Origin of the sequence: Pseudomonas petrae (assembly GCF_021728295.1) — a bacterium.
In the GTDB taxonomy this organism is placed as follows: Bacteria; Pseudomonadota; Gammaproteobacteria; order Pseudomonadales; family Pseudomonadaceae; genus Aquipseudomonas; species Aquipseudomonas petrae.
The window spans coordinates 208,797-228,780 of the sequence record NZ_JAKJXE010000004.1; the positions used below are offsets into that span (position 1 = coordinate 208,797).

18 protein-coding genes are annotated in these 19,984 nt (G+C 63.0%); 13 read left to right on the forward strand and 5 right to left on the reverse strand.

Annotation, left to right across the window (positions count from 1 at the left end; all coding sequences use genetic code 11):
- Positions 1–99: 99 nt before the first annotated feature.
- A complete protein-coding gene (locus L4G42_RS08665; protein ID WP_237251484.1) occupies positions 100–720 on the reverse strand; it encodes a hypothetical protein in 621 nt (206 codons plus the stop codon).
- 337 nt (positions 721–1,057) lie between these two features.
- Here L4G42_RS08665 and L4G42_RS08670 point away from each other — a divergent pair, with 337 nt between their 5' ends.
- Complete coding sequence (locus L4G42_RS08670) at positions 1,058–1,753, forward strand: heavy metal response regulator transcription factor (RefSeq protein WP_237251385.1); 696 nt, start codon at positions 1,058–1,060, stop codon at positions 1,751–1,753.
- Positions 1,726–3,159: a heavy metal sensor histidine kinase gene (locus L4G42_RS08675; RefSeq protein ID WP_237251386.1), complete on the forward strand. Its 1,434-nt coding sequence runs from the start codon at positions 1,726–1,728 to the stop codon at positions 3,157–3,159. The genes L4G42_RS08670 and L4G42_RS08675 overlap by 28 nt, the downstream gene beginning before the upstream one ends.
- A 202-nt stretch (positions 3,160–3,361) precedes the next feature.
- Here L4G42_RS08675 and L4G42_RS08680 read toward each other — a convergent pair whose 3' ends face one another.
- On the reverse strand, positions 3,362–4,030 hold the full coding sequence (locus tag L4G42_RS08680; RefSeq protein WP_237251387.1) for a polysaccharide lyase family 7 protein: 669 nt from the start codon (positions 4,028–4,030) through the stop codon (positions 3,362–3,364).
- Between the two features lie 568 nt (positions 4,031–4,598).
- Here L4G42_RS08680 and L4G42_RS08685 point away from each other — a divergent pair.
- The 10 genes from L4G42_RS08685 (at position 4,599) to L4G42_RS08730 (ending at position 16,370) form a co-directional block, all read left to right on the forward strand.
- On the forward strand, positions 4,599–5,051 hold the full coding sequence (locus L4G42_RS08685; protein ID WP_237251388.1) for a MarR family winged helix-turn-helix transcriptional regulator: 453 nt from the start codon (positions 4,599–4,601) through the stop codon (positions 5,049–5,051).
- 5 nt (positions 5,052–5,056) lie between these two features.
- Positions 5,057–7,147 carry an FUSC family protein gene (locus L4G42_RS08690; RefSeq protein ID WP_237251485.1) on the forward strand — a complete coding sequence of 697 codons (2,091 nt, stop codon included), beginning with the start codon at positions 5,057–5,059 and terminating at the stop codon, positions 7,145–7,147.
- Positions 7,144–7,353 carry a DUF1656 domain-containing protein gene (locus L4G42_RS08695; protein WP_065988670.1) on the forward strand — a complete coding sequence of 70 codons (210 nt, stop codon included), beginning with the start codon at positions 7,144–7,146 and terminating at the stop codon, positions 7,351–7,353. The genes L4G42_RS08690 and L4G42_RS08695 overlap by 4 nt, the downstream gene beginning before the upstream one ends.
- A complete protein-coding gene (locus L4G42_RS08700; RefSeq protein ID WP_237251389.1) occupies positions 7,350–8,282 on the forward strand; it encodes an efflux RND transporter periplasmic adaptor subunit in 933 nt (310 codons plus the stop codon). Before L4G42_RS08695 ends, L4G42_RS08700 begins: the two co-directional genes overlap by 4 nt.
- Complete coding sequence (locus L4G42_RS08705; protein WP_237251390.1) at positions 8,279–9,703, forward strand: efflux transporter outer membrane subunit; 1,425 nt, start codon at positions 8,279–8,281, stop codon at positions 9,701–9,703. Before L4G42_RS08700 ends, L4G42_RS08705 begins: the two co-directional genes overlap by 4 nt.
- Before the next feature lie 232 nt (positions 9,704–9,935).
- Positions 9,936–10,769, forward strand: a complete 834-nt coding sequence (locus L4G42_RS08710) for an aldo/keto reductase (RefSeq protein ID WP_237251391.1) — start codon at positions 9,936–9,938, stop codon at positions 10,767–10,769.
- A 107-nt stretch (positions 10,770–10,876) separates the two neighbouring features.
- Complete coding sequence (locus tag L4G42_RS08715) at positions 10,877–11,893, forward strand: transporter (protein WP_237251392.1); 1,017 nt, start codon at positions 10,877–10,879, stop codon at positions 11,891–11,893.
- A gap of 129 nt (positions 11,894–12,022) precedes the next feature.
- Positions 12,023–13,639, forward strand: a complete 1,617-nt coding sequence (locus L4G42_RS08720) for an inorganic phosphate transporter (RefSeq protein ID WP_237251393.1) — start codon at positions 12,023–12,025, stop codon at positions 13,637–13,639.
- Between the two features lie 345 nt (positions 13,640–13,984).
- Positions 13,985–15,121, forward strand: coding sequence for an FMNH2-dependent alkanesulfonate monooxygenase (gene ssuD, locus L4G42_RS08725; protein WP_237251394.1), 1,137 nt, complete (start codon positions 13,985–13,987; stop codon positions 15,119–15,121).
- A 145-nt stretch (positions 15,122–15,266) separates the two neighbouring features.
- A complete protein-coding gene (locus tag L4G42_RS08730; RefSeq protein ID WP_237251486.1) occupies positions 15,267–16,370 on the forward strand; it encodes a sigma-54 interaction domain-containing protein in 1,104 nt (367 codons plus the stop codon).
- A gap of 31 nt (positions 16,371–16,401) precedes the next feature.
- Here the strand turns inward: L4G42_RS08730 and L4G42_RS08735 are convergent, their stop codons facing one another.
- The gene (locus L4G42_RS08735; RefSeq protein ID WP_237251395.1) at positions 16,402–16,743 is read right to left on the reverse strand and encodes an antibiotic biosynthesis monooxygenase; all 342 of its coding nucleotides are present in this window, start codon (positions 16,741–16,743) and stop codon (positions 16,402–16,404) included.
- Positions 16,744–16,922: 179 nt separating this feature from the next.
- Between L4G42_RS08735 and soxR the strand changes: the two genes are divergently transcribed.
- Entirely contained in the window at positions 16,923–17,384 is a 462-nt protein-coding gene (gene soxR, locus L4G42_RS08740; protein WP_237260763.1) for a redox-sensitive transcriptional activator SoxR, read from the forward strand.
- On the opposite strand, the gene L4G42_RS08745 is transcribed toward soxR, so the two are convergent.
- Positions 17,375–17,863, reverse strand: coding sequence for a hypothetical protein (locus L4G42_RS08745; RefSeq protein WP_237251397.1), 489 nt, complete (start codon positions 17,861–17,863; stop codon positions 17,375–17,377). The two genes, soxR and L4G42_RS08745, sit on opposite strands and share 10 nt — an antisense overlap.
- 182 nt (positions 17,864–18,045) lie before the next feature.
- Positions 18,046–19,473: an FAD/NAD(P)-binding protein gene (locus L4G42_RS08750; RefSeq protein ID WP_237251398.1), complete on the reverse strand. Its 1,428-nt coding sequence runs from the start codon at positions 19,471–19,473 to the stop codon at positions 18,046–18,048.
- Positions 19,474–19,984: the final 511 nt, after the last annotated feature.

Here is a 19,984-nt window from a genome sequence, read left to right on the forward strand (position 1 = left end):
CGGTATGCCTGCAACAGAGGGATAACCTGGCACACCGTCATCGCGGGCAAGCGCGCTCCTACACAATGCGCTGCGGCGCCGTGAGACGCCGCAACCCGCTTACATCGGCGGCTGGAAGCCGTCTTTGCCGACTGCGACACCGCGTGCGGTCTTGCCGTCTTCGCCCGGGAACACGACGATTTTCGCGCCCTTGACCAGCTCATCGACCTTGCCCGGCTGAACGTAGGCAATTGGCACGTCTTCCGGAACGACCAGCTGCTTCTCGCCGCCCTTGTAGCCGACGCTCAGGGTACGGCCGTTGGCCTTGCTCAGCTTGCCGACGGTGCCGTTGGTCATGGTGCCGGTGCTGCCGTCAGCATTTTCCCAACCGTAGTGGCCTTCACCGCTGCCTTTCAGGCTTGGTTCGAACACAGTCACTTCCAGCGCCTTCAGCGTGCCGTCGGCCTGGGGTATCGCGGCGGAACCGATGAAGCTGTCCGATTTGATCGACTCGATGTCAGTCTTGGAAACCAGACGAATGCCGGTCTTGTCGGTCAGGCCGATGCTCTGGTGGGCGCCGGAGCGGGTGGTGAAATTCAGGGTGTTGCTGTCGACGCTGTCGACTGTGCCGCGCAGTGGCTTGACCACTGGCATGTCACCGGCGGCCATGCCGGCGGCGGAAGCCATGACGGCGGCGCTGAGCATGAGCATGCCGAACGTGGTGGTCAGGGCTGTCTTCATCTTCATCGGTGGATTCCTTCAGGCAGTTGGGGAAAGTTGAAGCTAAGCGTCATGTGTGTTGCATGACGGCCATCCTGTACCCGCAACCGGCACCCGACAATGACCGCCCGATTACATTTTTGTCATTCAAGCACAAGACCAATCAGTGCGTCGGTTCAGGCGCCGATCAATGACAAAAATGTAACCGACCGCGGGCCATCAGTTGGTTACACTCCACATCCGGCGTGGCCTGCAGCCCTTGGCGCCTTCTGCCCCAATCTGATGACCCCACCTGCCGAAACATCCGACATCCCACGCCGGCGACGCTGCCAATGACGTGAAGCGAGCCTGACCGACGATGCACATTCTGCTTATCGAAGACGACACCAAGACCGGCGAGTACCTGAAGAAAGGCCTCACCGAGTCCGGTTATAAAGTCGACTGGACCCAGCACGGCACCGACGGCCTGCACATGGCCCTTGAGCACAGCTACGACCTGCTGGTGCTCGACGTCATGCTGCCCGGCATCGACGGCTGGCAGATCATCGAAATCCTGCGGGCGAAGCAGGACGTGCCGGTGTTGTTTCTCACCGCCCGGGATCAGCTGCAGGACCGCATTCGGGGCCTCGAACTCGGCGCCGACGATTACCTGGTCAAGCCGTTTTCCTTCACCGAATTGCTCCTGCGCATCCGCACCATCCTGCGTCGCGGTGTGGTGCGAGAGGCCGATCATTTCCATCTGGCCGATCTGGAACTGGACCTGCTGCGCCGTCGGGTCACGCGCCAGCAACAGGTCATCACCCTGACCAACAAGGAATTCGCGCTGCTGCATCTGTTTCTGCGCCGCGAGGGCGACGTGCTGTCGAGGGCGCAGATCGCTTCGGAAGTCTGGGACATGAATTTCGACAGCGACACCAACGTCGTCGACGTGGCCATCAAGCGCCTGCGCAGCAAAGTCGACACGCCCTACCCGATCAAACTCATCCACACCGTGCGCGGCATCGGTTACGTCTGCGAGGTGCGGCCATGCGAGCCCGACGCCAGCCATCTTTGACTTTGCGCGCGACCCTGGCGTTCTCGGTGGTGGCCATGCTCGCCGTCGCCAGTGCCGGCATGTACCTCTACGAGACCATGAAGGGTGCGGTGATGACCCGCAGCGACCATGCGGTGCTGGCGCGGCTGGATCACTTTCGCAAACTGCTGCAATACGACCTGACCCTGACCACGCTGCAAAGCAGCCCGCAGCTGTTTGAAAACATGCTCGACAGCGAGGACGACATTTTCATCATTGCCGAGCCGGGCAAGCCTGCGGTGATCATGGTCAATCCGCTGCACGCGCCGCTGCCGCCGATGCCGGTGGTGCCGGCCAACATGCCGCTGAGCGTGGCCGACATGCGCAGCGGCATGCTTGATTCAGGGGTGCCGATGCGCGCGGCGACGGTCGAAGCGGTGTCCGGCGGCAAGACTGTGCATCTGACGGCGGCGCACATCGCGGTGAAGGAAATGGCCACCCTGGCGGGTTTCCGCAATCGCATCCTCTTTGCCGTGGCGCTAGCCTTCATGGTCACCGCGCTGCTCGGTTACGCGTTGCTGCGCCGGGGGCTGCGGCCGTTGCGCAAAATGGCCAGCCACGCCGCGGCCATCACCCCGGCGCAACTGGACAGCCGCATGGACAACCGCGACACGCCGGTTGAGCTGCAGCAACTGGGTGAGGCGTACAACGCGATGCTCGACCGGCTTGCCGATGGCTATCAGCGGTTGACGCAGTTTTCCGCCGACCTGGCCCACGAAATCCGCACGCCAGTGGGCTCGCTGATGGGGCATTGCCAGGTGGCGCTGCGGCAACCGCGCACCGAGGATGAATATCAGGCGCTGCTGGCGTCGAATCTGGAGGAGCTGGAGCGCATCTCGCGGATGGTCGAAAGCATCCTGTTCCTGGCGCGCGCCGATGAAGCCCAGGCGGCGCTCAATCGCCAGACGCTGAACCTGGCGGACGAGATGCAGCGGGTGGCGGGCTATTTCGAGGGGTTGGCGGATGAACGTGAAATCACCCTGCACACCGAAGGCGAGGCGCAGATCGAGGCTGATCCACTGTTGCTGCGCCGGGCGCTGAGCAATCTGGTGGCGAATGCGATCCGCTACGCCGATGAAGGCAGCGTGATTGACATTCGGGTAATTGAGAGCCGCGTGAAGGAAAGCGGCAAGCACTGCCGCATTGAAGTGGAGAACCAGGGCCCGACGCTGGACGACGCCACCCTGGGCAAGCTGTTCGACCGCTTCTATCGCGGCGACGCCTCACGTCACCAGAGCTCCGATTCCAATGGACTGGGCCTGGCGATCGTTGCCGCGATCATGCAGCTGCATGGCGGCGAAGTGGCGGTCAACCAGCCTGCGCCGGGGCGGATCTGTTTCGAGCTGGTGTTTCCCCGTTCGCCCGCAGGCCGGCTACAGCAGATTTAAATCTGCGCCATCGGAAGGTTCATTGCCTTGGCGTGATCCCTGTAGGAGCGCGCTTGCCCGCGAAAGCGGTGGGTCAGGCAACATTGATGGCACAGGCATATCGCCTTCGCGGGCAAGCGCGCTCCTACACGGTTTTCTTGTGTCGGCCGACATTTCGGGAAGTGCCGCTAACTGATCACTCCCGCATCCGCACCCAAATGCCTCACGCCTTCTTGTCGTGGGTCGCCTGCAATTTATAGAACGTCGCCGCCCCGCCTTCGGTGGCGTACCCGGTGTTGTCCTGGGTGTACACGCCGGCCTTGAAGTACAGCGGCTTGCCGCTCCACGCCGGGTCAAGCTTGGCGCCCCATTGCATTTCATGGGCGTTGACCGTGAGGTTGCCGGCGGCGGTCAGGTGGATGGTGTACGTGAAGCGCTCCTTGAGCAGCACGCCGGTCGCGACCTGAATCACTTCGGGCTCGGACGTCGGCGTCAGGCGAAACTTGACGACGATGTTGCCGCTCTTGAGTTTTTCCTTGTACTGGTACTCGAGCTTGATCAGCGGCTCGGTGCTGCCGTAGCAGTGGATCTGGCCGATGACGATCTTGCCCGTCGACGGCACCTGATCCACGGTCAGCGCTGCGCGCAGAAAATTGTCCCCCTGGGAGTAGACCCAGTTGTGCACCGCACCGTTGGCGTAGGTTTCGCGCAATTCAGTACGGGGATAGATCGCGTTGTCAGTCCTTGACCCGGTGACTGGTGCCCAGAAGAACAAAGTGTTCCCTGAACGGAAGTAACCATCCTGGTAGCCGCCCACCAATCTTGGTGTGTCGATGGTGGCGGCCGGGATACCGACCGGTACAGAAAGATTCCAAATGGCGAGATCGATCATGGTGCACTCATGGTGCGCGTTGCGCACAGCAAAGGAGGTGTCTGGAACAGGCCTGTAACTGCCGTTCCCGTCGTCTTTGCTATCGGCTGAACCGGTTTATCTTTAGTCGTCCCCGGAGTCAAGAAACCGCCGAGCGGCCTGGAGAAGCGTGTAAGGCCAGCACAATGCCAGTACCGACTAAAAGTGGCCCATTGCCCTCTTGATTTGCCCAGCCAGCGGAAACCGGGCGGTGAAGGCTATTTATTTGGCGCCATTTTTTTGGAGAACGCTTAGACGGCGCTCAGAAAATTAGTTCAGCCGGCGAGGCCCCACCCGACAGACGGTGCCTCAAAATGCCTGCTCCAGCGTTCTGTTTCATCCTGCTCAGCGGTCATAGGGGTCTGACGCCCCCTCGCGCTTGGCTGAAAATCCGGACCAACCCCCTGCGACAATCCGCCCGGCCTCTCACACTAGATTCCATTTGACGGCACCACAGTGTTACAAGATATTATTAGTTAGCAACCTAATAATGCAGCGACTAATCATTCAGTTCCTAACCAAACCCACGTACCGTTTCAATGGCCTTCCCATGAACCCTGACACCCTCCATATGCGCGTCACCGGCGGCGTCGTTGCGGCCTCCCGGCAGTGGCGTCGCGTCTGCCAGACCACGTTGATGAACGTCGGCGTGAGCGAAGCTTGCGCCGGCCCGTTGCTGATGATCGCGCGCCTGGGTGAGGGCGTGCGTCAGGTGACGGTGGCCCAGGCCTGCGGGCTGGAAAGCCCGTCACTGGTGCGCCTGCTCGATCAGCTGTGCAAGGCCGGACTGGTGCAACGCACCGAAGACCCCACCGACCGCCGCGCCAAGGCCTTGAGCCTGACCGACGAGGGCCGCGCCTTGGCCAATTCTATCGAGGAAGAGCTGATCCGCCTGCGCCGCGATATCTTCAGTCACGTCGACCCGGCGGATCTGGAAGCGACGTTGCGCGTGTTCAACGCCATCGCCCAGGCCACGCCGATGGCGCCGGAGTCGCCATCTTGAGCGGCATGCTCAAAGGGTTCTTCGACGGCGTACCGCCGGGCCGCGACTGGTTCTACGGCGTGCGCACGTTCGCGGCCTCAATGCTGGCGCTGTACATCGCGCTGATGATGGAACTGCCCCGCCCTTACTGGGCGATGGCCACGGTGTACATCGTTTCCAGCCCGTTCGTGGCGCCGACCAGCTCCAAAGCGCTGTACCGCGCGGCCGGCACGTTGCTCGGCGCCGCCGCTTCGGTGGTGCTGGTGCCGATGTTCGTGCAAACGCCGTTTTTGCTGGCCGTGGTCATCGCGCTGTGGACCGGCACCCTGCTCTTCCTCTCCCTGCACTTGCGCACCGCCAACAGTTACGCGCTGATGCTGGCGGGTTACACCATGCCGCTGATTTCCTTTCCCGTGGTCGACAACCCGCAGGCAGTGTTCGACATCGCCGTCTCGCGCACCGAGGAGATCTTCCTCGGCATCGTCTGCGCGGCCGTGGTCGGCGCGATGTTCTGGCCGCGTCGGCTGGCGCCGGTGCTGGTCGATTCAATGGGCAAGTGGTTCAAGGACGCGTCGGCCTACAGCGATCTGTTCCTCTCCCGCAGCGCCGCGCCGGAAGCGGTTGGCGGCCTGCGCACGGCCATGGTCGGCACGTTCAACAGCCTGGAGCTGATGATTGGCCAGCTGCCCCACGAAGGCGCTCATCGCCAGACCGTGCGCAATGCCAAAGAGCTGCGTGGCCGGATGATTCACCTGCTGCCGGTCATCGATGCGCTGGATGACGCCCTTTGGGCGCTGGAGCGGCGTTCGCCCGAGCACGTCGCCGACCTCGCGCCGCTGTTGATCGGATGCCGCGACTGGGTCGAGCAAACCGCCGAAGGCGCGCCGATCAAGTATTGGAAAGCGCTGCACAACGAGCTCGACCGCCTGCAACCGACGCCTGCGCAGATCGACGATCGCCGGCACCTGCTGCTGTCGAACGTGCTGTATCGCCTGCGCGAATGGATCGACCTGTGGCAGGACTGCCGCAGCCTGCAACACGCCATCGAGACCGACGATCACTCGGCATGGCGCGCGGTGTATCGCCATTGGCGGCTGGGCCGACTGTCGCCGTTTCTCGATCGCGGCATGATGCTGTATTCGGTGGCGACCTCCGTCAGCGCCATCATTGTCGCGTCGACGCTGTGGATTTTGCTGGGCTGGCAGGATGGCGCGAGCGCGGTGGCGCTGGCGGCGGTGTCGTGCAGCTTCTTTGCGGCGATGGACGATCCCGCGCCGCAGATTTACCGCTTCTTCTTCTGGACCATGATGTCGGTGATCTTCGCCAGCCTCTATCTGTTCGTGGTGCTGCCCAACCTGCACGACTTCCCGATGCTGGTGCTGGCGTTTTCGGTGCCGTTTATCTGCGTCGGCACGCTGACCGTGCAGCCGAAGTTCTACCTCGGCACGCTGCTGACCATCGTCAACACCTCATCCTTCATCAGCATCCAGAGCGCCTACGACGCCGATTTCGTCAACTTCGTCAATTCCAATCTGGCCGGGCCGGCGGGTCTGGCATTCGCCTTCGTCTGGACGCTGATCGTCAGGCCGTTTGGCACCGAAGTGGCGGCCAAGCGCATGACCCGCTTCAGCTGGCGCGACATTGTCTCCCTCAGCGAAGAAGCAACGCTGGCCGAGCACCGGCAAATGGGCGTGCGCATGCTCGACCGGCTGATGCAGCACCTGCCGCGCCTGGCGATCACCGCGCAGGATTCCACCAGCGCACTGCGCGAAGCACGCGTCGCCCTGAACATGCTGGACCTGCTGGCGTACATGCCGCGGGTTGACCCGGCGCCGCGTCAGTTGCTGCGCCAAGTGGCGACCGAAGTCGGCGCGCACTTTCGGGCCTGCCTGAAAGCTCGGGAGCGTTTGCCTGCCCCTAAAGGTCTGTTGATGACCATGGACCGCGCCCGCCGCGCGCTGACGTTTAACAGCGAAAGCGACGACGCGGCGCGGCTGAATCTGCTGCACGCCCTCAGTGGCTTGCGCCTGGCGCTGCTGCCGGGTGTGGAGATCGTCGATGTGCTCGCCGAGCAGGAAGAACAACCGCCCTATGGCATCGATGGAGCGCCGTTATGATCGGTGATGTGGACATCAGCGGGATTTTCCTGCCGACCTTTCTGGTGCTGATGGGCATCGCTTACCTGATTTTTCTGGTGGTGCACGCCGTGTTGACGCGCGCCCGCTTCTACCGCCTGGTCTGGCACCGGGCTTTGTTCAACGTCGGTCTATACGCTCTGCTGCTCGGCGTCGTGGATACCCTAAGTCGATACCTGATGAAATGAAAAAACCTCTACTGACGCTGGGCCGCGTGGTCCTGACCCTGCTGGTTGTCACCCTCGCCGCGATCGTCGTCTGGCGCATGGTGATGTATTACATGTACGCGCCCTGGACCCGCGACGGGCACATCCGCGCCGACGTGATCCAGATCGCTCCGGACGTTTCGGGCCTGATCGAGAAGGTCGCGGTGAGCGACAACCAGTTGGTCAAGAAAGGCCAGTTGCTGTTCACCATTGACCAGGACCGCTTCCGTCTCGCCTTGCGCCAGGCCCAGGCCACGGTCGCCGAGCGCAAGGAAACCTGGGAACAGGCCCAGCGCGAGAACCGCCGTAACCGCAGCCTCGGCAATCTGGTGGCCCGCGAGCAGCTGGAAGAAAGCCAGTCCAGGGAAGCCCGCGCGCTGTCGGCGTTGAACGAAGCACAAGTGGCCGTCGATTCGGCACAACTGAACCTGGACCGCTCGGTGATCCGCAGCCCGGTGGACGGCTACCTCAACGACCGCGCGCCCCGCGACCGCGAATTCGTCAGCGCCGGGCACCCGGTGCTGTCGGTGGTGGACAGCAACTCGTTCCACATCGACGGCTACTTTGAAGAAACCAAACTGGACGGGATTCACATCGGCTCCGGCGTGGACATCCGCGTGATCGGCGACAACGCGCGCCTGCGTGGCCATGTGGTGAGCATCGTCGCGGCCATCGAAGACCGCGACCGCAGCAGCGGCTCGAACCTGCTGCCCAACGTCAACCCGGCCTTCAGCTGGGTGCGACTGGCCCAGCGGATTCCGGTGCGCATTGCGTTTGATGAAGTGCCGGCGGACTTCCGCATGATTGCCGGGCGGACGGCGACGGTGTCGATCATCGATGACGCGCGCGCTGACAACGATGCGGGCGATCAGAGCAGTGATCAACCGAGCCAGCCAGGAGCGCCGAAATGAAACACCGCGCACGCCTGCTGACCGTGGGCATGGGCTTGCTGCTGTCGGCTTGCACCGTGGTTGGCCCGGATTACAAGCTGCCCGATGAAGCCGCCGTGAATCGTCCCGATCTGCAAGGCGAGCTGGCGGGTTCGTCGACCAATGTGGTGTCGGCGCCGGTGCCGGCTGACTGGTGGCGGTTGTATCACGATCCGAAACTCGATGAGCTGGTGCGTCAGGCGCTGGTGTCGAGCACTGACCTGCGCGTCGCGGCTGCGAACCTGCAACGGGCGCGCTTTCAGATGAGCGAGGCGGATGCGGCGGGTGGCTGGAGCGGCACCGCGAAAGCGGGGGCGCAACGTTTGCAGGAGTCCGGTCAGGCCTACCTGCAACCGGAGAAAGTCCCGGTGGCGAACGTCGGCGATGTCGGCCTCACCACGTCGTATCAGTTCGACCTGTTCGGCGTGCTCCAGCGCGGCATCGAAGCGGCCCAGGCCAATGCTGACGCGACCCAGGCGGCTGCCGACACGGCGCGCATCACGCTGGTGGCCGATGTGGTCCGCGCGTACACCCAGGTGTGTGCCGCCAACGAAGAACGCAACATCGCCCTGCACTCCCTTGACCTGCAGAAGCAGAGCTTGAGCCTGACCCAACGCCTGCGCGATGCCGGCCGAGGCGATGAAACCCAGGTGACGCGCTCGCAAACCCAGTTCCGGTCGCTGCGTGCCGATTTGCCGCGTTACGAAGCGGCGCAGAAGTCGGCGCTGTATCGCCTGTCGATGCTCCTCGCCCGACCGCTCAATCAACTGCCCCAAGGGGTGGCGGAATGCGCCGAGCTGCCGCACATCGCTCAAGTCATGCCGGTGGGCGATGGCGCCGCGCTGCTCAAGCGGCGCCCCGATGTGCGTCAGGCAGAACGCCGCCTGGCAATGTCGACGGCGGCCATTGGTGTGGCGACGGGCGAGTTGTACCCCGACATCAGCATCGGCGCCACGGTGGGTACTGTGGGGATTCTTGATGAGCTGGGCGATCCGTCGACCAACCGCTGGGGCTTTGGTGGGGTGATCAATTGGACCATCCCGTCCAATGGCGCCCGGGCGCGGATTCATATCGCCGAAGCGTCGAATCAAGTGGCGCTGGCGCGTTTTGACGGCGTGGTGCTGAACGCCATCCGCGAAGCCCAGACCGGGCTGTCGCAGTACACCGCCCTGCTGCAACGCCGCGATGCGCTGGTCGAAACCGAGGAGTCGGCGCGACAGGCTGCGGACCAGACCCACCAGTTCTTCCTCGCTGGCCGCGAATCCTTCCTTGCCGACCTGCAAGCCACCCGCACCTACACCGACATCACCGCGCAACTGGCGGCGGCGAACACCCAAGTGGCGATGGGACAGATCGACCTGTTCCTGGCGTTGGGCGGGGGTTGGGAAAGCGGGCATAAGTAAGTTCTCGCTAGTTGCCGCGCACTCTTTGTGGGACCGGCTTCAGCCGGGAAGGCGTCGGTCGCCACACCGCAAATTAATGGCGTTCACACCGGCCTCTTCCCGGCTGAAGCCGGTCCTACAATGGACATGCGATCCCACTCACTCACCGCGCACTTGCTTGAGATTGAACCCCTGTCGACCGGTACTGCCTGACTCTTAATCACTCATTCCTATCCGCCCGGAGGCACCCCCGATGCGCACGCTTGAACTGGCAGACAAAATCGTCCCCGTTATCGGTCAGGGAACCTGGCAGATGGGTGAGGACCGCCATCAGTTCGAGGCGGAAGTCTCGGCGCTGCAACTGGGCATCGACCTCGGCCTGACGTTGATCGACACCGCCGAGATGTACGGCGAAGGCGGCGCCGAGGAAGTGGTTGGCAAAGCCATTGCCGGGCGCCGCGACGAGGTCATGCTGGTGAGCAAGGTCTACCCCCACAACGCCAGCCGCGAAGGCATTCCGGCGGCGTGCGAGCGCAGCCTCAAACGCATGAAGACCGACTGTATCGATCTGTATTTGCTGCACTGGGCCGGTCAATACCCGCTAGAAGAAACCATTGAGGCCTTCGAGCGTCTGCGTGAAGCGGGCAAGATCGGCCGCTGGGGCGTATCGAATTTCGACGTTTCCGACCTGCTTGAGCTGGACGCGCTGGGCCTTGGCGGCGGCTGTGCCACTAATCAGGTGCTGTACAACCCGGAAGAACGCGGCATCGAATACGACCTCCTGCCGTGGATGCAAACCGCCAGGATGCCGCTGATGGCGTACTGCCCGATCGGCCAGGCGGGCAATCTGTTGATGAACCCAGCAATCCTTGAGGTCGCCGAACGCCACGACGCCACCCCGGCGCAGATCAGCCTGGCGTGGGTACTGCGGCAGGACGGCGTGATCGCCATTCCCAAGGCCGTCACTCCCCATCACCTGGAATTGAACGCAGCCGCAGTTGATATCGAACTGTCGATTGAGGATGAATTATTGATTGATTCCTCATGGCCAGCGCCGCTGCGCAAGACGCGCCTGTCAATGGTCTGAACAAGACCGCTCGCTGACACAAACCGTCACAAAACTGTCAAAACCCCTTGCGATGATGCCGCTTTCGATCTCGTGCCCTGCTGGGCACTTCCCGTCTGCGAGCCTTCATGAATCAACGCATCGCCCACCATCAGGACTCTGATCTGTTTGGCTTGCTGTACGGGTTCCGCTTCCGTCCCGGTGAACCTGGCCGCGAGCTGGATTCGACGGCCGCGCTGGAATGCCTGCGCCGACCGACCGAGCCCGACGAGTTCGTCTGGCTGCACCTGAACCTGACCCACGCCAGTTGCGAGCGTTGGCTGAAAACCAACCTCGACCTGCCCGACGAGTTTCTCGAAGCGCTGCACGAAGGGTCACGCTCCACGCGCATCGAACACGTCGACTCCGCGCTGCTCGCGGTGGTCAACGACGTGGTATTCGACTTCAACCGCGTCTCCACCGACATCGCCACGTTGTGGGTCTGCGTGCGCAGCAACCTGATGATCTCCGCGCGCCATCAGCCGTTGCGCTCGGTAGACCGGTTGCGCTCCTCGGTCAAACAGGGCGAAACCTTCCGCTCCCCCCTCGAACTGCTTGCCCACCTGCTGCGCGACCAGAGCGACGTGCTGAGCCAGTTCATGCGCAAGACCAGCATCAGCGTCGACAAAATCGAAGACCAGCTCCTCTCGCAACGCCTGAGCAACAACCGCTCGGAACTCGGCGCCATGCGTCGGGTGCTGGTGCGCCTGCAACGGCTGCTGGCGCTGGAGCCCGGCTCGCTGATGCGCCTGCTGCACCGACCGCCGCACTGGCTGCTGGAAGACGACTTGCAAGAACTGCGGCAATCCACCGAAGAGTCGGCGCTGGTGATCAGCGACCTCACCGCCCTCGGCGAACGGATCAAACTGCTGCAGGAAGAAATCGCCGCCAACCTCAACGAACAAAGCAGCCGCACGCTGTTTACCCTCACCGTCGTGACCGTGCTGGCGCTGCCGATCAACATCGTCGCGGGTTTCTTCGGCATGAATGTCGGCGGCATACCGCTGGCGTCTGATCCCCATGGCTTCTGGGTGTTGGTTGCGCTGGTGGCAACGTTTACGTTTATTGCGGGGAGGTGGGCGTTTCGCAAAAGTCGGGACTATTAACGGCAGCGTTAAAAGCTCGTCCACTGGTCCCTAACCCCAGCAAATCCGAGCAAAACGTGACCCGTGTCGCATCTCTGTCACATTTTGTAATGATCATGGTCACCATCCCACCTCAACAGGATTGTGCCCATGGCGACCCCCACACTGGCTCAAGGCTCTCTGCAACAGGGACCCGGGCTGAGTTCTCAATTCGGGCGCAAGCCTGGCGTGCTGACGATGGTGATTTTCTTTGTCGTGCTTGCGTTGGGCCTGTTTTATACCGGCTACAGCCTCAAGCAGGACATGGACGATCTGGGTACCGTCGTGCTGACCTGGACGCCGTTCATTCTCCTCGGCGTGGCGCTGGTCATTGCGCTGGGCTTTGAATTCGTCAACGGTTTCCACGACACCGCCAACGCCGTTGCGACCGTCATCTACACCCACTCCCTGCCGCCGAACTTCGCCGTGGTCTGGTCGGGAACGTTCAACTTCCTGGGTGTGCTGTTTTCCAGCGGCGCGGTGGCGTTCGGCATCATTGCGCTGCTGCCGGTCGAACTTATCCTGCAAGTCGGCTCATCGGCGGGTTACGCGATGATCTTCGCCCTGCTCATTGCGGCGATCCTCTGGAACCTCGGCACCTGGTGGCTGGGTCTGCCGGCCTCGTCTTCCCACACGCTGATCGGCTCGATCATCGGCGTCGGCATCGCCAACGCATTGATGCATGGCCGTGACGGCACCAGCGGTGTGGACTGGTCCCAGGCGACCAAAGTCGGTTATTCGCTGCTGCTCTCGCCGCTGGTGGGCTTCACCTGCGCCGCGCTGTTGCTGATGGCGCTGCGCATGTTCGTGAAGAACCGCGCGCTGTATAAAGCGCCGGAAGGCAACAAACCACCACCGATCTGGATTCGCGGTTTGTTGATCCTGACCTGCACCGGCGTGTCCTTCGCTCACGGTTCGAACGACGGTCAGAAAGGCATGGGTCTGATCATGCTGATTCTGGTGGGCACGCTGCCGATGGCCTACGCGCTGAACCGCGCCATGCCGGCCGATCAGTCGGTGCAGTTCGCCGCAGTCGCCCAGGTCACGCAACAGGCCCTGACGAAAGCGGCGCCGCTGCCCGCGCCGGCCGATTCGCGTCAGACGCTGTCCACCTACATCCGCGACAAGCAGGCAACCCCTGAGCTGGTACCAGCGCTGGCGGTGATGGCCGGCAAGATCGGCGATCAGGTCGCCAGTTACGGGTCGCTGGCCAAGGTGCCGGCCGAGGCGACCGCCAACGTACGAAACGACATGTACCTGACGTCGGAAGCCATCCGTGTGATGGACAAGAACAAGGTCGGCAACTTCGACGCGGACACCAAGGCCAAGGTCGACACGTTCAAGCAGCAGATTGATACCGCCACGCGCTTCATTCCGCTGTGGGTCAAGGTGGCTGTCGCGATCGCGCTGGGCCTGGGCACCATGGTGGGCTGGAAACGCATCGTGATCACGGTCGGTGAAAAGATCGGCAAGACCCACCTCACCTACGCCCAGGGCGCTTCTGCTGAAATGGTTGCGATGCTGACCATTGGCGCAGCAGACATGTATGGATTGCCGGTCTCGACCACCCACGTGCTGTCCTCGGGGGTGGCCGGCAGCATGGTCGCCAACGGCTCCGGGCTGCAGATGCGCACCCTTCGCAATCTGGCGATGGCATGGGTGCTGACCCTGCCTGCCGCGATCCTGTTGTCGGGCAGCTTGTACTGGCTGTTCACCCAGATTTTTTGATGTAGAAGAGTCTCCCGTACTCTCCTTCAGGCGCTTCGGCGCCTGTTTTTTTGTGCGGTGCTTTTTAGTGGGACCGGCTTCAGCCGGGAAGAGGCCTGAGTGAACACCATCAATCCTGCGGCGTGACGCCCGACGCCTTCCCGGCTAAAGCCGGTCCCACAAAGCGCGCTCCTACAGGTTCTTCGCCACTCAAAAATTCGCATTGGCCCTCTCAGATTCAAACAAACAAGGCTTATCTCTAACGGTTATAAAAATATGGGATTCAGTTCTTTTACGGAATAAATCGGAGCCTTTATAACGGGTGCACTTGTCAAAAGCCCACCGATTCTGCTCGAAGGATTTCTCATGGATGTTTTCTGGTTTCTACCGACACACGGCGACGGCCATTACCTGGGCACGACCAAAGGCGCGCGCCCGGTCACGCTCAATTACCTGAAGCAGGTCGCCCAGGCCGCTGATGATCTGGGTTACCACGGCGTGCTGATTCCGACCGGCCGTTCCTGCGAAGACTCCTGGGTGATCGCTTCGGCCCTCGTGCCGCTGACCGAGCGTTTGCGTTATCTGGTGGCGATTCGTCCGGGGATCATTTCTCCGACCGTTTCCGCGCGCATGGCCGCGACGCTGGATCGCTTGTCCGGCGGACGACTGCTGATCAACGTCGTGACCGGTGGCGACCCTGATGAAAACCGCGGTGACGGCAGTTTTCTCGATCACAGCGAGCGTTACGAAGTCACCGACGAATTCCTGCGGATCTGGCGCCGCGTGTTGCAGGGCGAAGCCGTGGACTTCGAAGGCAAACACCTGAAAGTGCAGAACGCCAAAGCCCTGTACCCGCCGATCCAGAAGCCCTACCCGCCGCTGTATTTTGGTGGCTCATCCGAGGCTGCCCATGAACTGGCCGCCGAGCAGGTCGACGTTTACCTCACTTGGGGCGAGCCCCCTGCCGCGGTGGCCGAGAAGCTGGCGGACGTGCGTGAGCGCGCTGCACGCAACGGCCGCACCGTCAAGTTCGGCATCCGTCTGCACGTGATCGTCCGCGAGACCAGCGAAGAAGCCTGGAAAGCCGCCGACACCCTGATCGAGCACATCAGCGACGAAACCATCGCCGCCGCGCAGAAATCCTTCTCGCGTTTCGACTCCGAAGGCCAGCGCCGCATGGCCGCGCTGCACGACGGCCGTCGCGACAACCTGGAAATCGCGCCGAACCTGTGGGCGGGCGTCGGCCTGGTACGGGGCGGCGCGGGCACGGCGTTAGTGGGTAATCCGCAAGAAGTCGCCGCGCGGATTCAGGAATACGCGGACCTGGGCATCGAAAGCTTCATCTTCTCCGGCTACCCGCATCTGGAAGAAGCCTACCGCTTCGCCGAGCTGGTGTTCCCGCTGTTGCCCGAGCCGTATCGCAGCCTGGCAGGCCGCGGCATCACCAACCTCACCGGCCCGTTCGGCGAGATGATTGCCAACGACTTGCCGCCGCAGAAGTAAGTTTCACCGCCCCCCTGGAAACAACCGCTTGCTGCGCGCCCGCGCAGCATGTGGGAAGCGGTTGATCTGCCAGCGCGACAACGGCCATCGCGACAAGGAGTCCTTCATGACAGCCAGCTTACCGTTCCAACCACAAGTGATCCCCATGCAGCTATTGACCCTACCGCCCTCGCCGGCCCTGGCCACTTCCATTCGCGCCACCGCGCAGGTGTTCGAAGACCCGAGGTCCCAGGCGCTGCTGGCACACATCGAACAAGTCGCGCCCAGCGATGCCAGCGTGCTGATCATCGGCGAAACCGGCACCGGCAAGGAGCTGGTGGCGCGCCACATTCACAACCTGAGCAGCCGCCGTCACCAGCCGTTTGTGGCGGTCAACTGCGGCGCGTTTTCAGAATCGCTGGTGGAAGCCGAGCTGTTCGGCCAGGAAAAAGGCGCGTTCACCGGCGCCCTCACCGCCAAGGCGGGATGGTTTGAAGAAGCCAACGGCGGCACGCTGTTTCTCGACGAAATCGGCGATCTGCCCCTGGCGATTCAGGTCAAGCTGCTGCGCGTCTTGCAGGAGCGCGAAGTGGTGCGCCTGGGCTCGCGCAAGAGCACGCCGATCAATGTGCGGGTGCTGGCCGCAACCAACGTGCAACTGGAACGCGCGATCAACGCCGGCCACTTTCGCGAAGACCTGTTCTATCGCCTGAACGTCGTCAATCTGGAGCTGAGCACGCTGCGCGAACGGCCCGGCGACATCATGCCGCTGAGCCGGCACTTCATCGACGTCTACAGCCAGCGTCTGGGTTGCGGACCGATTCAGATCAGCGCCGATGCCGAGCACAAGCTGCGCACCTACGGTTGGCCGGGGAATATCCGCGAGCTGGAAAACGTCATTCACCACACCCTGCTCATCTGCCGCAACGGCGTGATTCAGTCCAGCGATCTGCGCCTGTCGAACCTGCGCCTTGAGCGCCAGGAAGACTCATCCCCCGCCGTCGACGATTCGACCGAAGCGCTGCTGGCCCGAGCGTTCCAGCGTCTGTTCGAGGAGCAGGCCGGCGCGCTGCACGAGAAGGTCGAAGACGCCTTGTTGCGCGCGGCCTATCGTTTCAGCCACTACAACCAGGTGCACACCGCGCAGCTGCTGGGGTTGAGCCGCAATGTCGTGCGCGCGCGGCTGATCAAGATCGGCGAACTGGCCGTCAACAAGCGCCGTCCCGGTGAGCAGACCCAGGGTGAGCGGATGCTGCACTTGTCTGTGTGACCCCACAGCGATGCAACCTGTGGGACTGCGTTCATCCCTGACGCGGTCCTACGACTTCACCCGCCACTTCGTACGCGTTGAAGATCATCGACGTCGCCCGGTGTCGACGAATCAACTCCCACAGGTCCCCTTCGCCCTGCTCGGCGTTTTCGAACGCGCGTTCGCAGTCGGTCTTCGACAGCCATAGCACGTGGCTCAGTACCCGCCGACGGTCTTCGCTGACCAGCACGCTGGCGCGGACAAAGCCTGGGTAGGTGCGCGTGAAGCGCTCGAAACGTTCGTTGAGCGCTCCGACCAGCCCGGCCTGATGGTGCGGGTCAACGGCGAACTCAACGAACTGACTGAACGGAAGATTAGCGGCTGCTGGTGTCATGAACGTTCTCCACGGATGACGGTTGTTGCTGAACAGGATGCTGCGCAAACCGGCATTGACCCATACGTTTCTTGCGCCGGCGCACCACTTGCCATTCCGATCCGGGCAAGCGATGCTGCGCAGGATAAAACCTCCAGTTAACTGGAGGTCAAGCGTCGTTCGGCACACAGGAAGATTGCATGCTCACCCAGGACATCCCGCCCATCGCCCGCGAACTCACCGTCGGCCAGCTGTCCGCGCGCAGCGGCGTGGCCATCACCGCGCTGCGCTTTTATGAGGCCAAAGGCCTGATCAGCAGCCAGCGCAACGCCAGCAATCTGCGTCGCTATCCCAGGGACGTGCTGCGGCGGGTGGCGTTGATCAAAACCGCCCAGCGCCTGGGCATTCCCCTGGCAACCATCCAGACCGCGCTGCAAACCCTGCCCCAGGACCGCCCGCCCAGCCTTGACGACTGGACGCGGCTGTCCGAGCGTTGGAAAACCGATCTGGATGAACGCATCAATCGCCTCAGCGCCCTGCGCGATCAACTCAATGGCTGCATCGGCTGCGGCTGCCTGTCGATGGAGGCCTGCCCGCTGCGTAACCTCGGCGACAGCCTGAGCGAGCAAGGCGCCGGGCCGCGCCTGCTGGATCAGGATTGAAGGTTTTGCGGACTGACCAAAGTGCCGGCGAGGGTCTGGTCGGCCAGTGACAGATGCATCTGCTGCATCGCTTGATTGAGCTGGTTGGTCGCCTGAATGAGCGAGCTGGTCATGGCCATGATTTCCATCTGCAACTGGCGCATTTTGCCTTCCCGGGCACGGGGCGAGAGCGACCGGTCGCTCATGAACGCCTGCATGTCCTGCATGCGTTTGGCGATGCGCTCCTGAATCGAGCGGATCAGCTTGAGCTGCTCCTTGATCCGGTCAGGCAAGTGGGTGGCGTCGATGTCGGCGTTCTTGTCTCCCTTCTTCGCCGCTTTCTGCGCATCCGGTGAAAGCAGCACTTCGATGCCCTGGCGCACCTGCTCGGCGGCACTGGCGTCCTGCTGCGGGTCGTCGGCACCGAGGGCAGCCGGCACGGCGGGGTGCGGCAGCAGCAGTGCTGCCTCCGCGGGATTTCTGAAACTCAAGCTCAACATGAACGATGACCTCCATAGCACTGTGCAATCGCTGACGTCCCTGTCGCCTCTCGATGAAAAGCGGGCGGTCTTACCGGGTCGATAATGGGCTTTCGGCTCGTTCGGAGCGTGCTTTAGGAGGGGCTGTGGAAACTGTGTCGTGGTCGACACAATTTCCTGTTCATTCAAGCCGACACGCTCATTCAGGCCGGCAAGTGGCTCGACGCCGCCAGCCGCACCGCCAGCGCTTTGGCCTGCAACGCCACGTCGGTCACAGCGGTGCTTTCCCACCACACGCCGCGCAAGGGCGGGCCCATGGCATACAGCCGCGCCGAGATCCGCCCTTCGGCGTCCATGACGGCGCCGCCCGCATCGGCGGCAATGCCCAGCGCCAGCGGCCCCGCCTGAATCAGGCCGCGCGCCAGCAGGTTGCGCGGCAGGGCACGATCGACCCGGCGCCAGTCGTATTGGATGCCGGTCGAGTTGATCAGCGCTGCGCCGCTCTCTTTGGTGGCCTTGTCCTGGCCGCGATAGCGAACGCTGATGCAGACCTCTCCGGCCTGGGCGCCCTCAACGCTGAGCAACGAGGCGGCGTGGATGTGCAGGCGCCCTTCACCGATCAGCCGCTCCAGTAAGTGGGCACTGGGCGGCGGCGAGCGGTGGTGATGGCTTTCCCACCACGGCCGAACATGGCGTACGAATTGGCGCCTTTGCAGGTCAGACGCCTGACTCCACAGCCGTGGAATATGCACGCGCACGGTGTCGAGCGGCGCCTGCCAGTCGATGCCCTGTTCCGCCGCTTGCGCGCACTGCTCGCGCAAGGCCCTGACCAGTTGCCGGGTGCTGCGTATGTTCGGGTCGGCGGCGAGGAAGTCCGGCCACGTCGGCGGCTGACGGCGCACATGGGGCAGCAGACCGTGGCGGGAAAACACGGCGATGGGCCCCCGGTGACCGGCTTGCTCCAGGGACACCACGGCGTCGACCATGGTCAGGCCCGAGCCGATGATCAGCACCCGGCCCTGGGGGTCGAGCTGGCGCATGGCGTTTACATCCCACGGATCAACAGCGGCGGCGTTGAGGGCGTTTGAATCGCGCTGAGGCGTGCGCGCGGCGGCGAACATGCCCGTTGCCAGTACGCCGAAGCGGCCGGTCAGGTGTTCGCCGTTGGCGAGGGTTATGCGCAGGCCGGCTGCGTCAGTCTGCAGGTCGGTCACTTCGCCGCGCACATGCTCGACGGTCGAACCGTAACGCTCGCCGACCACCCGGGCCTCGGCCAGACGCTTCTGGACATACAGCCCGAACAGGCCACGCGGCGGAAACAGCTCGGCCACCGGCACGTGCTGCTGATCAGACTCCGGCCAGCCGCCGGCAGCGATGCAGTCGGTCAGCCAGCGGGTGAGATCATCGACGTCGTCCGGGTCGACGCTCATGCGCGCGGCGTTGCCGTTCAGCGTATGGCCCAGCTCGGTGGCGCTGTAGGCCTCGCCCCGGCCCAACTCGCTGCGTGACTCGACGATCACGATCCGCCGCTGCCCCGGCAAGCGCAGCAGCTGCACCGCCAGCATTGTCCCGCTGAGGCCACCGCCGACGATCAGGATGTCGGCGTCAGGTCCATTGTGTTCAGCGCTCATTGCTTCTCCCCTTCTCTTCGCCCTGCGGGCGCGCACGCTGATTATGGCCAGCGTGCCCTTGCTCGTCGATTGCACACACCATGAAAATGCGCCACGCCAAGGATTCAAATCCGCAGGAGCCGACTTTGCTGGCGAACGCGATGGATTAACCACGAATTTTGACCTGACACCCCACAAACAATTGTAGGAGCGCGCTTGCCCGCGAATGCGCTGGGTCAGGTATGAGGATGTCGTCTCATCAACCGCGTTCGCCAGCAAGCCGGCTCCTACGGGGACCGGCGCACTATCGAGAATCGTCAGCGTGAGCGAGATCGTCGCACTATCGAAATCCACGGGCGTCTACGGGACCGTAGCAACACGTGGGATCGTCGTCATACCCACCGTCCGTAGGAGCCGGCTTGCTGGCGAACACCATCAATCTGCCACTCACGCAGCGCCTGACACATCGCATTCGCGGGCAAGCGCGCCCCTGCACTGATCGGCGCCTGGCGCGATGTTTCAGACGCGTGAT

Bases quoted from the DNA above. Each gene is read 5' to 3' on its own strand.
- L4G42_RS08665 (WP_237251484.1), bottom strand. From the start codon at position 720: ATGAAGACAGCCCTGACCACCACGTTCGGCATGCTCATGCTCAGCGCC.
- L4G42_RS08670 (WP_237251385.1), top strand. From the start codon at position 1,058: ATGCACATTCTGCTTATCGAAGACGACACCAAGACCGGCGAGTACCTG.
- L4G42_RS08675 (WP_237251386.1), top strand. From the start codon at position 1,726: ATGCGAGCCCGACGCCAGCCATCTTTGACTTTGCGCGCGACCCTGGCG.
- L4G42_RS08680 (WP_237251387.1), bottom strand. From the start codon at position 4,030: ATGATCGATCTCGCCATTTGGAATCTTTCTGTACCGGTCGGTATCCCG.
- L4G42_RS08685 (WP_237251388.1), top strand. From the start codon at position 4,599: ATGAACCCTGACACCCTCCATATGCGCGTCACCGGCGGCGTCGTTGCG.
- L4G42_RS08690 (WP_237251485.1), top strand. From the start codon at position 5,057: ATGCTCAAAGGGTTCTTCGACGGCGTACCGCCGGGCCGCGACTGGTTC.
- L4G42_RS08695 (WP_065988670.1), top strand. From the start codon at position 7,144: ATGATCGGTGATGTGGACATCAGCGGGATTTTCCTGCCGACCTTTCTG.
- L4G42_RS08700 (WP_237251389.1), top strand. From the start codon at position 7,350: ATGAAAAAACCTCTACTGACGCTGGGCCGCGTGGTCCTGACCCTGCTG.
- L4G42_RS08705 (WP_237251390.1), top strand. From the start codon at position 8,279: ATGAAACACCGCGCACGCCTGCTGACCGTGGGCATGGGCTTGCTGCTG.
- L4G42_RS08710 (WP_237251391.1), top strand. From the start codon at position 9,936: ATGCGCACGCTTGAACTGGCAGACAAAATCGTCCCCGTTATCGGTCAG.
- L4G42_RS08715 (WP_237251392.1), top strand. From the start codon at position 10,877: ATGAATCAACGCATCGCCCACCATCAGGACTCTGATCTGTTTGGCTTG.
- L4G42_RS08720 (WP_237251393.1), top strand. From the start codon at position 12,023: ATGGCGACCCCCACACTGGCTCAAGGCTCTCTGCAACAGGGACCCGGG.
- ssuD (WP_237251394.1), top strand. From the start codon at position 13,985: ATGGATGTTTTCTGGTTTCTACCGACACACGGCGACGGCCATTACCTG.
- L4G42_RS08730 (WP_237251486.1), top strand. From the start codon at position 15,267: ATGCAGCTATTGACCCTACCGCCCTCGCCGGCCCTGGCCACTTCCATT.
- L4G42_RS08735 (WP_237251395.1), bottom strand. From the start codon at position 16,743: ATGACACCAGCAGCCGCTAATCTTCCGTTCAGTCAGTTCGTTGAGTTC.
- soxR (WP_237260763.1), top strand. From the start codon at position 16,923: ATGCTCACCCAGGACATCCCGCCCATCGCCCGCGAACTCACCGTCGGC.
- L4G42_RS08745 (WP_237251397.1), bottom strand. From the start codon at position 17,863: ATGTTGAGCTTGAGTTTCAGAAATCCCGCGGAGGCAGCACTGCTGCTG.
- L4G42_RS08750 (WP_237251398.1), bottom strand. From the start codon at position 19,473: ATGAGCGCTGAACACAATGGACCTGACGCCGACATCCTGATCGTCGGC.